General features: G+C 70.5%; 14 protein-coding genes and 1 tRNA gene. 6 read left to right on the top strand and 9 right to left on the bottom strand.

Going from position 1 to position 14,632, the window contains the following annotated elements:
• Positions 1-101 precede the first annotated feature (101 nt).
• Positions 102-175: transfer RNA gene (locus B5557_RS24495), tRNA-Thr, on the bottom strand.
• A 219-nt stretch (positions 176-394) separates the two neighbouring features.
• Here B5557_RS24495 and B5557_RS24490 point away from each other — a divergent pair.
• The 3 genes from B5557_RS24490 to B5557_RS24480 all read left to right on the top strand — a co-directional run bounded on the left by B5557_RS24490 (position 395) and on the right by B5557_RS24480 (position 3,028).
• On the top strand, positions 395-1,483 hold the full coding sequence (locus tag B5557_RS24490) for an ABC transporter ATP-binding protein (RefSeq protein ID WP_079661472.1): 1,089 nt from the start codon (positions 395-397) through the stop codon (positions 1,481-1,483).
• 240 nt (positions 1,484-1,723) lie between these two features.
• The gene (locus B5557_RS24485; RefSeq protein WP_079661471.1) at positions 1,724-2,203 is read left to right on the top strand and encodes a hypothetical protein; all 480 of its coding nucleotides are present in this window, start codon (positions 1,724-1,726) and stop codon (positions 2,201-2,203) included.
• A gap of 93 nt (positions 2,204-2,296) precedes the next feature.
• Positions 2,297-3,028: a nucleotidyltransferase family protein gene (locus B5557_RS24480; protein ID WP_079661470.1), complete on the top strand. Its 732-nt coding sequence runs from the start codon at positions 2,297-2,299 to the stop codon at positions 3,026-3,028.
• Between the two features lie 82 nt (positions 3,029-3,110).
• Here the strand turns inward: B5557_RS24480 and B5557_RS24475 are convergent, their stop codons facing one another.
• From B5557_RS24475 to B5557_RS24450, 6 genes are all read right to left on the bottom strand, one after another.
• Positions 3,111-4,805 carry a DoxX family protein gene (locus B5557_RS24475; RefSeq protein WP_079661469.1) on the bottom strand — a complete coding sequence of 565 codons (1,695 nt, stop codon included), beginning with the start codon at positions 4,803-4,805 and terminating at the stop codon, positions 3,111-3,113.
• Between the two features lie 211 nt (positions 4,806-5,016).
• A complete protein-coding gene (rlmB, locus tag B5557_RS24470) occupies positions 5,017-5,958 on the bottom strand; it encodes a 23S rRNA (guanosine(2251)-2'-O)-methyltransferase RlmB (RefSeq protein ID WP_079661468.1) in 942 nt (313 codons plus the stop codon).
• Positions 5,959-6,004: 46 nt separating this feature from the next.
• Positions 6,005-7,405: a cysteine--tRNA ligase gene (gene cysS / locus B5557_RS24465; protein WP_079661467.1), complete on the bottom strand. Its 1,401-nt coding sequence runs from the start codon at positions 7,403-7,405 to the stop codon at positions 6,005-6,007.
• 97 nt (positions 7,406-7,502) lie between these two features.
• A complete protein-coding gene (gene ispF, locus B5557_RS24460; RefSeq protein ID WP_079661466.1) occupies positions 7,503-8,027 on the bottom strand; it encodes a 2-C-methyl-D-erythritol 2,4-cyclodiphosphate synthase in 525 nt (174 codons plus the stop codon).
• Positions 8,017-8,769 carry a 2-C-methyl-D-erythritol 4-phosphate cytidylyltransferase gene (gene ispD / locus B5557_RS24455; protein ID WP_079661465.1) on the bottom strand — a complete coding sequence of 251 codons (753 nt, stop codon included), beginning with the start codon at positions 8,767-8,769 and terminating at the stop codon, positions 8,017-8,019. The genes ispF and ispD overlap by 11 nt, the downstream gene beginning before the upstream one ends.
• Before the next feature lie 355 nt (positions 8,770-9,124).
• The gene (locus B5557_RS24450) at positions 9,125-9,607 is read right to left on the bottom strand and encodes a CarD family transcriptional regulator (protein WP_003953493.1); all 483 of its coding nucleotides are present in this window, start codon (positions 9,605-9,607) and stop codon (positions 9,125-9,127) included.
• A 696-nt stretch (positions 9,608-10,303) separates the two neighbouring features.
• Here B5557_RS24450 and B5557_RS24440 point away from each other — a divergent pair.
• Positions 10,304-10,981 carry a DUF461 domain-containing protein gene (locus B5557_RS24440; RefSeq protein ID WP_079661464.1) on the top strand — a complete coding sequence of 226 codons (678 nt, stop codon included), beginning with the start codon at positions 10,304-10,306 and terminating at the stop codon, positions 10,979-10,981.
• Positions 10,982-11,081: 100 nt separating this feature from the next.
• On the opposite strand, the gene B5557_RS24435 is transcribed toward B5557_RS24440, so the two are convergent.
• A complete protein-coding gene (locus B5557_RS24435; protein WP_015659563.1) occupies positions 11,082-11,762 on the bottom strand; it encodes a response regulator transcription factor in 681 nt (226 codons plus the stop codon).
• Positions 11,759-13,090: a sensor histidine kinase gene (locus tag B5557_RS24430; protein ID WP_079661463.1), complete on the bottom strand. Its 1,332-nt coding sequence runs from the start codon at positions 13,088-13,090 to the stop codon at positions 11,759-11,761. Before B5557_RS24430 ends, B5557_RS24435 begins: the two co-directional genes overlap by 4 nt.
• Positions 13,091-13,465: 375 nt before the next feature.
• On the opposite strand from B5557_RS24430, the gene phoU reads away from it, so the two are divergent.
• Positions 13,466-14,179, top strand: coding sequence for a phosphate signaling complex protein PhoU (phoU, locus tag B5557_RS24425; RefSeq protein ID WP_079661462.1), 714 nt, complete (start codon positions 13,466-13,468; stop codon positions 14,177-14,179).
• A 171-nt stretch (positions 14,180-14,350) separates the two neighbouring features.
• Positions 14,351-14,509 (top strand): hypothetical protein, encoded by a 159-nt coding sequence (locus B5557_RS44275; RefSeq protein WP_173877727.1) that lies wholly within the window; start codon positions 14,351-14,353, stop codon positions 14,507-14,509.
• Positions 14,510-14,632: the final 123 nt, after the last annotated feature.

The following is a 14,632-nucleotide window of genomic DNA, read 5'->3' as shown; positions in this document are numbered from 1 at the left end:
GCTTCTTGCTTCTTGCCGACGACGAGCGTCGCGTGAGCGCCGAAAGCACAGGGGCCCCCTCGCTCCTTGAGCGGGAGGACCCCTGATCTGACGCTTCCCAGAGCCCCCTGTCGGATTCGAACCGACGACCTACGCATTACAAGTGCGTTGCTCTGGCCATCTGAGCTAAGGAGGCGTACGCGCGCATGACTCACGCGTGTGCCCGTGCAGTGTACCCAGGCCGCAGGGGCCCCCTGCCGAAAATTTCCGCGAAGTTCACATGCCTCCAGGTGCTGACAGATCCGGCGAACGCGAGGTAGCGTCCTGAGCCAGTTCACTCGTGTGGACTACACCACCACCTTCCTACAACGGATCGTCCGGCACGTTCCTGCCGGTAGAAGGGGGCCTTCGAGCCATGGCCACTGTCACTTTCGACAAGGCGACCCGGGTGTACCCGGGCTCCACCAAGCCCGCCGTCGACGGACTCGACATCGAGATCGCGGACGGCGAGTTCCTCGTCCTGGTCGGTCCGTCCGGCTGCGGCAAGTCCACCTCGCTCCGGATGCTCGCCGGGCTCGAGGACGTCAACGGCGGAGCGATCCGCATCGGTGACCGCGACGTCACGCACCTGCCGCCGAAGGACCGGGACATCGCCATGGTGTTCCAGAACTACGCGCTCTACCCGCACATGACGGTCGCCGACAACATGGGCTTCGCGCTCAAGATCGCCGGCGTCAACAAGGCGGAGATCCGGCAGAAGGTCGAGGAGGCCGCGAAGATCCTCGACCTCACCGAGTACCTGGACCGCAAGCCGAAGGCCCTGTCCGGTGGTCAGCGCCAGCGTGTCGCGATGGGCCGTGCCATCGTGCGTGAGCCGCAGGTCTTCCTCATGGACGAGCCGCTGTCCAACCTGGACGCCAAGCTCCGTGTGTCGACGCGTACGCAGATCGCGTCGCTGCAGCGCCGCCTCGGCATCACCACCGTGTACGTCACGCACGACCAGGTCGAGGCCCTGACGATGGGCGACCGTGTGGCGGTCCTCAAGGACGGTCTGCTCCAGCAGGTCGACACCCCGCGCAACATGTACGACAAGCCCGCGAACCTGTTCGTGGCCGGCTTCATCGGCTCCCCGGCGATGAACCTCGTCGAGGTGCCGATCGCGGACGGCGGTGTGAAGTTCGGCCAGTCCGTGGTGCCGGTGCAGCGTGACGCGCTCTCCGCCGCGACCGACAAGACGGTCACCGTGGGCGTCCGCCCCGAGCACTTCGACGTGGCCGGAGCCGACGCCGACAAGGGTCTCGCGGTCACCGTGAACGTGGTCGAGGAGCTCGGCTCCGACGCCTTCGTCTACGGCACCGCCCAGGTCGGCAGTGAGACCAAGGACCTCGTGGTCCGTGTCGGCGGCCGTGACGTCCCGGAGAAGGGCAGCACGCTGCACGTCGTCCCGCGCGCGGGCGAGACCCACGTGTTCTCGACGTCGACGGGCGAGCGCCTCTCCGACTGACCGACCACACCGACTCACGAAGACTGACGGGTGAGGATTAAACCCGGGTGATTCACCCAGGTTGACGAAAAGGGCTCCGCGGCCTGCTGCGGGGCCCTTTTCCGTGTCCGTGAAATCCCTGGCACAGCGGACATTTCGCCTGGCGTCCGTCAACCCCTTACCCAAAAAGGAGCACGGCTTCATCCCCCGTACGGGTGACGCAATGTCGCTGGGTCATTACTGCACGCTACCCTCTCACGCGTGAAGCACTCCGCGAACCACTCCACCACCCAGCGCACGCGCGGCGGCCGGGGCGGCCCAGCCCGCCGGATCGGCCGCTCGCTCGCCCTCGTCCTGCCCGTCGTCATGGTGCTCTCCGGCACCCTCGCGGTCACCCGGGTCAACTGGTCGGGGGACCCCTCGGATTCGGTGCTGACCGCCTCCGACGTCTCCGCCGCGCACCAGTCCTCGCAGGCCTCGCAGCGCACCGCCAAGGCCCCGCAGGACATCCTGCGCGACCAGTTGCTGACCGAGCTCCAGGAGAAGGACCCGGGCGTCGCCCTGACCCACCTCCAGGCGGCCGTGAACGGCAAGCCGTCGCTGGCGAGCCACTGCGCCTCCATCGCCCGCGCCCTGGGGCGTGCCGCGGTCCGTGTGTACGGGCCCTCGCGCGCCCAGTCGTACGCCCGCCCGGTGTGCGACACGGCCTTCGCGTCGGGCGTCCTGGCGGCGCACAGCTGAGGCTCCGGGGTCCCGAGGCCCCCGCCGGGCGTGCGGCTCCCTCCCAGCGGGGGAGCCGCACGTCCGGTCACGAGCGGCACGTACAGTGCGGGCATGACCGATCCGCACGCCGTGTCCCGCCCCACGCAAGCCGTCATCCTGGCCGGTGGCCAGGGGTCCCGGCTGCGTCCTTACACCGACGACCGTCCCAAGCCGATGGTCGAGATCCCCGGCACGGGGACGCCGATCATCGGCCATCAGCTCGGCTGGCTGGCCGAGGAGGGCGTGACGGACGTCGTCGTCTCCTGCGGCCATCTCGCCGAGGTCCTTCAGGACTGGCTGAAGTCGGCCGAGCTGCCCGTCAAGGTCACCACCGTCGTGGAGACCGAGCCCCTGGGCCGCGGCGGCGGACTGAAGTACGCGGCCGCCCATCTCCCCCACCCCGACCGGCCCTGGTACGCCACCAACGGCGACATCTGGACCCGTTTCTCGCTACGCGAGATGGCCGACTTCCACACCGAGCGCGACGCCGTGGCGACGCTCGCGCTCGCGCGTCCGCGCATTCCGTGGGGAGCGGTGCAGACGGACGGGTTCGGTCACATCACCGACTTCATCGAGGCGCCGCCCACGACGTACGAGATCAACGCGGGCGTGTACGTCTTCTCGCCGGAGTTCGCGGGGCTGCTGCCTGCGCGCGGGGATCATGAGCGGACGACGTTCCCGCATCTCGCCCGCGAGCGGAGGCTGGCCGGGTTTCCGATCCCGCAGGGCGCGTACTGGCGGGCCATCGACACGGCGAAGGATCTGACGGAGGCGGCGAAGGAACTCGCGGCGGCTCGTCGCTGAGGGCGCCCCTGAAAACGCTGGTGTCCCGTTCGCTTCGAAGCGAACGGGACACCTTTGTCGTTTACGGCCTATGGCGTTGCCGTCAGCCCAGCAACCCGCCCACCAGACCCGGTTGGCCCGAGGAGGACGAGCCGCCGCCGTTGCCGTCGGAGCCGCCGTCCGAGCCGCCGGAGCTGCTGGACGAGCCGCCCGATGAGGGGCCGGAGCTGGTGGAGGGGGCCTGTTCCACCGGGGTGGACCGCTCGGGCGGGGCCTGGCCCGCGGTGCCCTGGGTCTGACTGGGGACGCCGACGCCGGCCGTGCCGGAGTCCTGGCCCGCGGAGGGCTCGCTCTCGGCACCGGCCGTGGGGGCCGCCGAGGTGGCGCCCTGGGTGGGCGAGATCGTCGCGGAGGGCTGCCGGGAGGCCTTGTGCGTGCCGGACTTCTCCGGGAGCGGCGAGCCGGGCAGTTCGTTGCGCGGGGGCTCGCCGGGGCCGGGGACGATCACCCGGTCGGCGTCGCGGACGGCGCCGCCGAGGAGCGAGCCGACCAGCAGGGTCAGTCCGACGGCGATCGCGGTGACCAGAGCGCCGCGGCGCAGCACGTAGCGGCGCAGTTCCCACAGGTCGGAGCGGGGGCCGAGGCGGCGCCAGGCGCCGGCGGCGAGGCGGCCGTCGACGGAGTAGACGGGGGCGCCGGCGATGATCAGCGGCGACCAGGCGGCGAGGTAGATGATGTCGGGGGTGTCGTAGACCGGGACGGTCTTCCAGCTGACGGTGACGATGAGCGCGGCGGAGAGTCCCGCGCCGACGACCGCGGCGACCCGCTGCCAGCAGCCCAGGATGGTGAGGACGCCCACGACGACCTGGAGGAAGGCGATGACGAGGCCGGAGCCGATGGGGTGGTGCAGCGCGAACTGGCGCAGGGGCTCGGCGACTTCCCAGGGGTGCAGGGTGTTCAGCCACTTGACCATGGAGCCGCGCTTGCCGCCGTCGAAGTAGACGGGGTCGCATAGTTTGCCCATGCCGCCGTAGATGGAGATGAAGCCGAGGAAGATGCGAAGCGGGAGGAGCACCACTCCCAGGTTCATGCGGCGGCCGGGGTAGTAGGCGTGCCGGGCGGGGTCGTCCTGCCGTCGGCTGCGCGGGCCCCGGGCCTGGTGCGGGCCCTGGTCGAGGTCCTGGTCCGGGCCGGCGCCGGCGTCGCGGTCGCCGAGGTCGTCGAACCGGGCGTCGTCGTAGGCGGGTTCGTCGTAGGCGCTGCCGACGGTGCGCATGTTCGGCAGGAGGCGGTGCTCGCCGGCGGCGGGGGGACGCTGGGCGCCGACGATGGGGGTTTCGAGGGTCTGTGCGGCGAGGTCGCCGTCGTAGCCTCTGCCGCCCATGTCGACGCGGGGGATGACCTGGGTGGCTCCGGCGTCTGCCGTGGGCGGTTCGCCGTGGCCGACGCTGCCTGCCCGCACGGCCTGCAGCAGTCGGTGGGCGCCGGTGTCGTCGGGGGTGGTCTGGCCGCTCCAGACGACGGCCCGCCGACGGCCACCGGAAGCGGCGCCCGCTCTGCCGGCCGCCCCGACGACGGGGATGCGCGCGGTGTCATCGATGGCGCTCACATGCCGGGCGATCCGCGGGGATTGGTTACGCCGCGCCGACGCGCCCAGCTGCACGCGGAAGCTCGCGTGGCTGACGATGATCTGCGCCGGATCGCTCGGCACCTTCACCATGCTCAGCGCGGGAGCGTCGTCGAATCCCGACGAGCGGTCCCCCGTGGGAGTGCGGGGTGTTCTGGTGTCCACACTCATCTAACCGAGTGACGTGTGTTTAGGACACTGCTTTGACCCGCCGGATCTGTCCGGACTCCGTCAAGGTTGCACTACTCGCCAGGATTAACCCGTTCGAGTGAACTCCCGGACGGGTATCCCAATCGACAGCCCCGCCATCAAGCCCACACCGGCGTTCAGCGACGCCGCGCCCCGGCGCCGAGCCACCGTCAGGCCCGGCGCCGAACCGCCGTCAGGCCCGGCGGCGGGCCGCCTCGTACAGCACGATGCCCGCCGCCACACCGGCGTTCAGCGACTCCGCGCCGCCCGGCATCGGGATGCGTACCCGGTAGTCGCAGGTTTCGCCGACCAGCCTGGACAGGCCCTTGCCCTCGCTGCCGACGACGATGACCAGGGGGCCGTCCAGGGCGGCCAGTTCGCCGACCTCGTGCTCGCCGTCGGCCGCCAGGCCGACCACGACGATGCCGGCCTTCTTGTAGGCCTCCAGGGCGCGGGTGAGGTTGGTGGCGCGGGCCACCGGGGTGCGGGCGGCCGTGCCGGCGGACGTCTTCCAGGCACCGGCGGTCATACCGGCCGCACGGCGCTCGGGGACGACGACGCCGTGGCCGCCGAAGGCGGAGACGGAGCGGACGACTGCGCCCAGATTGCGCGGGTCGGTCACGCCGTCGAGGGCGACGATCAGCGGGTCCTCGCCGTCGTCGTAGGCGGCCGCGGCCAGGTCCTCGGGGTGCGCGTACTCGTACGGCGGGACCTGGAGGACCAGGCCCTGATGGTTGAGGCCGTTGGTCATGCGGTCCAGCTCGGGGCGCGGCGCCTCCATGAGGTTGATGCCGCCGCGCTCGGCCGCGAGCTGGAGCGCCTCGCGCACCCGCTCGTCGTTGTCGATGAACTGCTGGACGTAGAGCGTGCTCGCGGGCACGCCGCCGCGCAGCGCCTCGACTACCGGGTTGCGGCCGACGACCATCTCGGACGTGCCCTTGCCGCCCCGGCCGCGCTGCACTGGCCGGCGCACGGCCTGCTTGGCCTTGGCACCGGCGATGCGGTTCTTCTTGTGTCCCTTGCGCATCTCGGCGGGCGGGGTCGGGCCCTTGCCCTCCAGGCCTCGGCGCCGCTGGCCGCCACTGCCGACCTGCGCGCCCTTCTTGCCGGACATGCGGCGGTTGTTGGCTGCCATGAGTTACTCGTCTCCGTGAGCTTCGTATGTACGTCTTACTGCGGGGTCAGCGCGGGCCGAGACTCCAGCGCGGGCCCTGCGGGCCGTCCTCGATGGCCAGGCCGGACTGGGTGAGCTGGTCGCGGATGGCGTCCGCGGTCGCCCAGTCCTTGCGCGCGCGGGCCGACTCCCGCTGGTCGAGGACGAGTCGTACGAGGCTGTCGACCACGCCGTGCAGGTCCTCGCCCCGGCTCTCCTCGCCGGCCCAGTGTGCGTCGAGCGGGTCCAGGCCGAGGACACCGAGCATGGCGCGGACCTCGGCGAGGCGGGCCACCGCGGCTTCCTTGTCGTCGGCGGCGAGGGCCGAGTTCCCCTGTCGTACCGTCGTGTGGACGATGGCCAGGGCCTGGGGGACGCCCAGGTCGTCGTCCATCGCCTCGGCGAACGCGGGCGGCACCTCGGCCGCCGGTTCGACGGCTCCCCCGGCCTTCTCGACGACGCGCTGCACGAACCCCTCGATCCGTGCGAACGCCGACTCGGCCTCGCGCAGCGACTCCTCGCTGTACTCGATCATCGAGCGGTAGTGGGGGGTGCCGAGGTAGTAGCGCAGGACGATCGGGCGCCACTGCTTGACCATCTCGGAGACGAGGACGGAGTTCCCGAGGGACTTCGACATCTTCTCGCCGCTCATGGTGACCCAGGCGTTGTGCACCCAGTACCGGGCGAACTCGTCGCCGTAGGCCTTGGCCTGGGCGATCTCGTTCTCGTGGTGCGGGAAGATCAGGTCGAGGCCGCCGCCATGGATGTCGAAGGCGGAGCCCAGGTACTTGTGGGCCATCGCCGAGCACTCCAGGTGCCAGCCGGGACGGCCGCGGCCCCAGGGGGTCTCCCAGTCGGGCTCGCCCGGCTTGCTCGCCTTCCACATCGCGAAGTCGCGCGGGTCGCGCTTGCCGGTGATGCCTTCCTCGGCGGGCTGGCGCAGGTCGTCGATGTCCTGGTTGGACAGCGCCAGGTAGCCGGGGAAGGAGCGCACGTCGAAGTAAACGCTGCCGTCGGCCTCGTAGGCGTGGCCGCGCTCGATGAGGCCGCGCATCATCTCGATCATCTCGGGGACGTGCCCGGTGGCACGCGGCTCGTACGTGGGCGGCAGGCAGCCGAGTGCCTGGTAGCCGTCGTTGAAGGCCCGCTCGTTCTCGTAGCCGATCGCCCACCAGGGGCGGCCCTGGTCGTGCGACTTGGCGATGATCTTGTCGTCGATGTCGGTGACGTTGCGGATGAACGTGACGTCGAGGCCGCGGTGGGTGAGCCAGCGGCGCATGATGTCGAAGTTCAGGTAGGAGCGGACGTGCCCGATGTGCGGGGCGGCCTGCACGGTGGCGCCACAGAGGTAGATCGAGACACAACCCGGCAGGAGCGGGGCGAAGTCACGGATCTGCCGGGCGCTGGTGTCGTACAGGCGAATGGTCACCACTCCAGGGTAGTGGGCGCGGGGCAGTGCCCCGAGCCCGTTCCCCCCAAGGCCACGTATTCGTGACATGGGACGGCATATGTCACGGCGGCGGAGGTCAGGCGGTGCGGACCACCAGGGCCGTGGCGACCGCCATCAGGCCTTCGTCGCGTCCCGGGAAGCCGAGGCCGTCGGTCGTCGCGCCCGACACCGACACGGGGGCTCCCGCCGCCTCCGAGAGGATCTTCTGCGCCTCGTCGCGCCGCTTGCCGATCTTGGGGCGGGGGCCGACGACCTGTACGGCGATGTTGCCGACGGCAAAGCCTGCCGCGCGGACGATGCGGGCGGCCTCGGTGAGCAGGGTGACGCCCGACGCGCCGGACCATTCGGGGCGCCCGGTGCCGAAGTGCTGTCCCAGGTCGCCGAGTCCGGCGGCGGAGAACAGCGCGTTGCAGGCGGCGTGCGCGACGACGTCCGCGTCGGAGTGCCCGGCGAGGCCGGGTCCCTCGCCCTCCCACTTCAGGCCCGCGCACCACAGCTCCCGGCCCTCCTCGAAGGCGTGGATGTCGGTGCCGATGCCGACCTGGGGAAGCGGGATCCCCGCGAGGGGCGGCACGGATGCGAAGGGCGGATCAGAAGCCATCGTTGAGCCTCCTGCGGGCCAGGACCGCCTCCGCGAGGACCAGGTCCAGCGGGCGGGTGACCTTGAAGGCCTCCTCGTGGCCGGGCACGACCACGACGGTCAGACCGAGTTGCTCGACCATGCTCGCGTCGTCGGTGACGTTGTCCGTGACCGTCTCGTGGGCGCGGATCAGGGTGGCGCGGTCGAAGCCCTGCGGGGTCTGGACGGCGCGCAGGCGGGCGCGGTCGGGGGTGGCGACGACCGGCTCGGGGTCGCCGGGGGCGGCGGCCGGTTCGACCTCCTTGACGGTGTCCGCGAGCGGCAGCGCCGGTACGACGGCGGGGGCGCCCTCGCGGACGGCCTCGATCACGGCGTCCACGGTGTCGACGGGGACGAGGGGCCGGGCGGCGTCGTGCACGAGGACGATGTCATGGCCGGGCGGCAGCGCGTCCAGGCCCAGCTTCACGGACTCCTGGCGGGACTCGCCGCCGGGGACGACCAGGAAGTCGGTGCGGTCGGGCAGCGCGTGCGCGTCGAGGAGGGACTTGACCTCGGCGGTGCCGTCGGGCGGGGCCACGACGACGACCAGGGAGACGGCGCGGGAGGCGGCCAGGGCGCGTACCGCGTGGATCAGCATGGGCGTGCCGCTCAGCGTGCGGAGCGCTTTTGGGGCGCCCGGACCGAGGCGCACGCCACGGCCGGCGGCCGGAATCACCGCGGCCGTGCGGGCGGGCGCGGGGGAGGGACGCGAATCGTCAGACATCGGTTCCTGTCAGGTTTGTGTGCTGGCCTGGCGTGGGTATGGCCTGGGAAGTGCCGGGCGCGACGCCTTGACCGGACCCTTCCGTGACGTACGGTCGAGGCAGCAGCCCGGGCCCGGCACACCCAGTATCGAAGTACCGCAAGCAGAAGCACTGCAGAAGTACGCAGAAGTGCGGAAGTACCGGGGCACCTACCGGGGGCGCCTTCGGGGCCGAGGCCACCCCACGTGGGGCGCAGGGCGTACGGCGGTGTCCGAGCGCGAACATGCCGCAGCGCCCGGCGACGGTTGATACGTCATCGGGCACCGCGGCATTTCAGTGTTCTTCAGTGTGCTGAAGCCGGTAGTCGGGCCGGCGTCAGGACGCGAGAACCTCGTCGAGCAGCGCTTCGGCCTTGTCCTCGTTGGTGTTCTCCGCGAGAGCGAGCTCACTCACCAGGATCTGACGAGCCTTGGCGAGCATGCGCTTCTCACCGGCGGAGAGTCCGCGCTCGCGCTCACGACGCCACAGGTCACGCACGACTTCCGCGACCTTGATGACATCGCCGGAGGCGAGCTTCTCCAGATTTGCCTTGTAACGACGCGACCAGTTCGTGGGCTCCTCGGCGTACGGCGCGCGCAGCACCTCGAAGACCCGGTCCAGCCCGTCCTGACCGACCACATCACGCACGCCGACGAACTCCGCATTGTCCGCTGGCACACGTACCGTCAGGTCACCCTGGGCGACCTTCAGCACCAAGTAGGTCTTGTCCACGCCTTTGATCTGGCGAGTTTCGATGGCCTCGATCAGCGCGGCCCCGTGATGGGGATAGACCACGGTGTCGCCAACCTTGAACGTCATGTGACAGGTACCCCTTCCGTGGCTATCCAGGGTAACACGGAAACTGCGGGTTCTGAATGGCGTTTTCGCAGGTCAGGGCATATCTCGGGGCTTGACAACAGCGACAGGAACGTGCTGCGCGGGGGCTGCGGAGGCAGGTATTCGCAGGTCGGAGCGGCTCTCCGAGGGGGGAGAAACTCGCACGTTACACACATCCGGAGGCCCGCGCGAGCGGCCGAACATCCACATATGTCCGCTTCCAAGCGTGCGACTTCCGCTACTCCGTTCGGTGCGCGCGGCCGGATACGAGTCGTTTCCGGAATTGATCATCGGCTGTTCGAGCGGGGCCGTGATCAATTCCGGGGATCGCCTCGTTTTCCTTCACGGAAAATCCGCGTGCGGGCGTCGAGCACGCTTATGTGAATGCCGGACCGCCAGGAAGAGCGCGGGAAGACGAGCAGAAGACGACGCGAAGACAGTGGGAAGACGGTGAGAAGACGACAGGTGAAGCCAATGTGACTCGCGGGCCTGCTGTGGCGGCCGGGACGGTGGTGCCGAAGACCGGCCGGAGCATCCGTAGAGGCGCGGGATCGCTCTAGAGGCGGGTCGGGTGCGGTGGCGCGGGAACGGCTCGGTAACCTAAGGCCCGCTGACAGACCCTTAGGACGGCTTGATTCAAAGGAAAGCCGCCCGCGTGTTCAAGGAGTTGCCGCCGCCGTGAGCAGCAGCCTTCGACGCGGCGCCCTCGCCGCCTCCGCCATCGCGTTCTCGATCGCCTCGCTCGCCGCCTGTGGCGCCGGCAACGACTCCCAGACCCTGGAGATCAAGCCGGACAACGCCGCCGCGAGCGTCGGCGCCATCAAGCTGCAGAACGTCGTCGTCATCACCCAGCCCGACCTGCAGTCGACCGGCCCCGCCGTGATCTCGGCGACCGTCTTCAACAGCGGTGACCAACCCCAGACGCTGGACTCCGTCGTCGTTGACGGCACCGGCAAGTCCGCCGAGCTCAAGCCCGCCAAGGGCAACGGCAAGGTGACCGTCCCGGCCGGCGGCTCGCTCGTCATCGGCGGCGCGAACAACGCCTCCGCGGTCCTGCCGAGCAGCCGTGAGGCCGTCCAGGACGGCAACGCGCAGAAGGTCACGTTCACCTTCAGCGACACCGGCGAGATCAGCCTGCGCGCGTTTGTCGTCCCCGCCGAGAGCTACTTCTCCAAGTGGGGCCCGAGCGAGCTCCCGACCGCCTCCCCGAAGCCGTCGGCCTCGAAGCCGGCGTCCGGCAAGCCGTCGCCCTCGGGCAGCGCCTCGCCCTCCGGGCCGGCGGGCGCGGGCGGCTCCGCCGAGTCGGGCGCCCCGTCCAACTCGGCCTCCCCCAGCTCGTCGGGGACGACTCACTGAGCCTGAGCCTCGTACACACCTGAGCCTCGTACACAGGCTCTGAAGGGCGGTACCCCAGCTGGGGTACCGCCCTTCGCACATCCCCGACTCACTCCCGGGTCTACGGCTCGAACTTGTACCCGAGCCCCCGGACCGTCACCAGGTAGCGCGGGGCGCCCGGGTCCGGCTCGATCTTGGCGCGGAGGCGCTTGACGTGGACGTCGAGGGTCTTGGTGTCGCCCACGTAGTCGGCGCCCCAGACCCGGTCGATGAGCTGCATACGGGTCAGGACGCGGCCGGCGTTGCGCAGCAGCATCTCCAGGAGGTCGAACTCCTTGAGGGGGAGGTCGACCTTGGAGCCGGAGACCGTCACGACGTGGCGGTCGACGTCCATGCGGACCGGGCCGGCCTCCAGGGCCGCCGGGGTCACCTCCTCGGGCTCGCCGCGGCGGCGCAGCACGGCCCGGATGCGGGCGACGAGCTCGCGCGAGGAGAAGGGCTTGGTGACGTAGTCGTCGGCTCCTATCTCCAGGCCGACGACCTTGTCGATCTCGCTGTCCTTGGCGGTCACCATGATCACGGGGACGTTGGAGCGGCCGCGCAGCTGACGGCACACCTCCGTGCCGGGCAGGCCCGGCAGCATCAGGTCGAGGAGGACGAGGTCGGCGCCGTTGCGCTCGAACTCGTCGAGTCCGTCGGGCCCTGTGGTCGCGACGGCGACCTCGAAGCCCTCCTTGCGGAGCATGTATGACAGGGCGTCGGAGAAGGACTCCTCGTCCTCGACGACGAGCACTCGGGTCACGGAAGGACCTCCGGGGCGGAAAGCGTCTGGTACGCGGTCGAATCGGGGGAAGAGGCGCGGGGTGGTGCTTGGGTGGAGTGGTGAGGAGAGGAGGAGTGGGTGACCTCGTCGAGGTCGTCGACGTCGTCGACCTCCTCGACCTCGTCCGGGTCCGGGTACTGAGGCGCGCGGTCGCGGGCCGCGCCCGCCTCCGGCAGCCGCAGGGTGAACGTGGAGCCCTGGTTCTCGGCACTCCACACCGTGACCTCCCCGCCATGCGAGGCGGCCACGTGCTTGACGATCGCCAGCCCGAGGCCCGTACCACCCGTTTGGCGGGAGCGGGCCGGGTCGACGCGGTAGAAGCGCTCGAAGATGCGCTCCTTGTCCTTGTCGGAGATTCCGATGCCCTGGTCGGTCACGGCGATCTCGATCAGATCCCCGCCGGGCGCGCTCACCCTACGCGCCGCTATGCCGACGCGGGTACGGGCGGGCGAGTAGTTGACGGCGTTCTCGACCAGGTTGCCGAGGGCCGCGGCCAGCTGGCCCCGGTTGCCGAAGACCCGCAGGTCGGCGGTGCCGCCGGCGGCCATGGTGATCTGCTTGGTGCCGGCCTGGTGCCGGCAGCGGTCGACGGCCTCGGCGACCAGTTCGTCGACGCCGACCGGTTCGGCGTCCTCGAGGGGATCGTCGTTCTGGACCCTCGAGAGGTCGATGAGCTCCTGGACCAGGCTGGTCAGCCGGGTGGCCTCGATCTGCATACGGCCGGCGAACCGCTCCACCGCCTCCGGATCGTCCGAGGCGTCCATGACGGCCTCGGAGAGGAGGGAGAGCGCTCCGACCGGCGTCTTCAGCTCGTGGCTGACGTTCGCCACGAAGTCCCGCCGCACCGCCTCGATGCGACGGGCCTCGGTGAGGTCCTCGACCAGGAGGAGGACGAGCCGGGAGCCCAGCGGGGCGACTCTCGCGGACACCGCGAGGGCCTCGCCGCGCCCGGTCCCACGCCGGGGAAGGTCCAGCTCGACCTGGCGTATCTCCCCGTCGCGCCTGGTGTCCCGCGCCATCTTCAGCATGGGCTCGACACTGAGCCGGCCGCCGCGGACCAGCCCGAGGGCGTACGCGGCGGAGCTTGCCTTGACGACGGCGTCGGCCTCGTCGAGCACGACGGCGGAGGAGCGGAGCACGGACAGGACGGTGTCCACACCCGGCGGAAGCACCGGGTCCGTGTGCAGGGAGGTGCGCGTGGGGCGCTTCTGCTCCCGCTCGCTCCAGCGGAACGCCAGCATGGCGATGACACCGGTGAGCACCCCGGCGATCGCTGCCGCTGCGGCGACCGCCGCGTTCACGTCCATGCACCCAGGTTAGGCACGGGTTCCGTCCTGGCCACAGCCATCGAGGTGCGAGCTCGAACACTCGTCGCCCAGAGTTCACCTTGGAGCCAGTGGTGGTTCATTTGAGGTGACGGAAATCGACGCGTACAGGGCGGAGCGTGGCACCGTGGGGTTCGCAGCACCGGTTCCATGGCCGGTCGGCGCCGGTTTCACCGCCGGTTCCGCCTCGGTTTCGCGGCCGGTTCCGACCCCCGGAACCGAACCGGAACCGAAACCGGAACTGAATCCGGAACCGAAGTCGGAACCTGAGACCGGGACCGAAAGCGGGTCCCGAATCGGGTCCGGAGCCGGCTCCGACAACCGAACCCCGAGAACGACGCACGAGAGGGAACCCTGATGCGGGACGCGTACCACGAGGAACTGGACTCGATCGGCGACAGCCTGGTGGAGATGGCCCGGCTGGTCGGGTCGGCGATCGGACGCGCCACGACCGCCATTCTCGACGCCGACCTCAAGCTGGCCGAGAGCGTCATCGAGGCCGACCAGAAGGTCGACGAACTGCAGCACGACCTGGAGGCGAAGGCCATAGCGCTGCTGGCGCGCCAGCAGCCGGTGGCGACGGACCTGCGGATCGTGGTCACGTCGCTGCGGATGTCGGCCGACCTGGAGCGCTCCGGCGACCTCGCCCAGCACGTGGCGAAGCTGGCGCGACTGCGCTTCCCCAACCGTGCGGTGCCGCACGACCTGCACGCCACCATCCTGGAGATGGGCCAGCTCGCGCAGCGCCTGATGGCGAAGGCCGCGGAGTGCATCATCACCAAGGACGTCGACCTGGCGCTTCAGCTGGAGTCGGACGACGACGCGATGGACCTCCTGCACCGCACGCTCTTCCAGCACCTGATCGACGAGCGCTGGCAGCACGGCATCGAGACCGCCGTCGACGTCACGCTGCTGGGCCGTTACTACGAGCGCTTCGCCGACCACGCGGTGGCCGTCGCCAAGCGCGTGGTGTTCCTGGTGACGGGCGAGCACGCGGACGAGCTCCAGCTCGACGTGCAGCCGGAGATCCAGCCGGCGGCCGGGACGACGGGGGCGCCCGACGAGGCCTGAGTGACGGAAGGGGCCTGCGGGGACCCCGAGGGAACCCTGAGGAGGCGGGAGCGGGCCTGAGGGGGCCTGCGCGGAGTGGGCCGAGGCGTGCGCGAGCCACTGTGCGCCGTTGATGCGCCCATCGGAGGGGGCATGCAATGAGCACAGGCCCTACGCCTCCGGGAGGAACCCATGGCCGAGTCCCCCATCACTGCCCCGCCCGACCCCACGCAGGAGCGCCCGACCGAGCAGCCCGCCGAGATCAGGAACCTGATGCTGATCGGCGCGTGCGGCTGCGGTTCGGGCTGCGGCTGCGGGTGCCAGTCGGGCAGCCCCTGCCAGTGCGGCTGACACCGACCGCGGTCGACGCCGAGGGCGGTTGATCTCGTACGACGGTGAAGGGCCCCGGTGCATGCGCCGGGGCCCTTCCTCATGCGGTCGCCCGGGCGCCCGGTTCAGCCGGTTGCCCAGTCG

The organism is Streptomyces sp. 3214.6 (assembly GCF_900129855.1).
Taxonomy (GTDB): Bacteria; Actinomycetota; Actinomycetes; order Streptomycetales; family Streptomycetaceae; genus Streptomyces; species Streptomyces soliscabiei.
The sequence above is the reverse complement of the archived record's forward strand: the minus strand, read 5'-3'. Positions and strand labels throughout refer to the sequence as shown.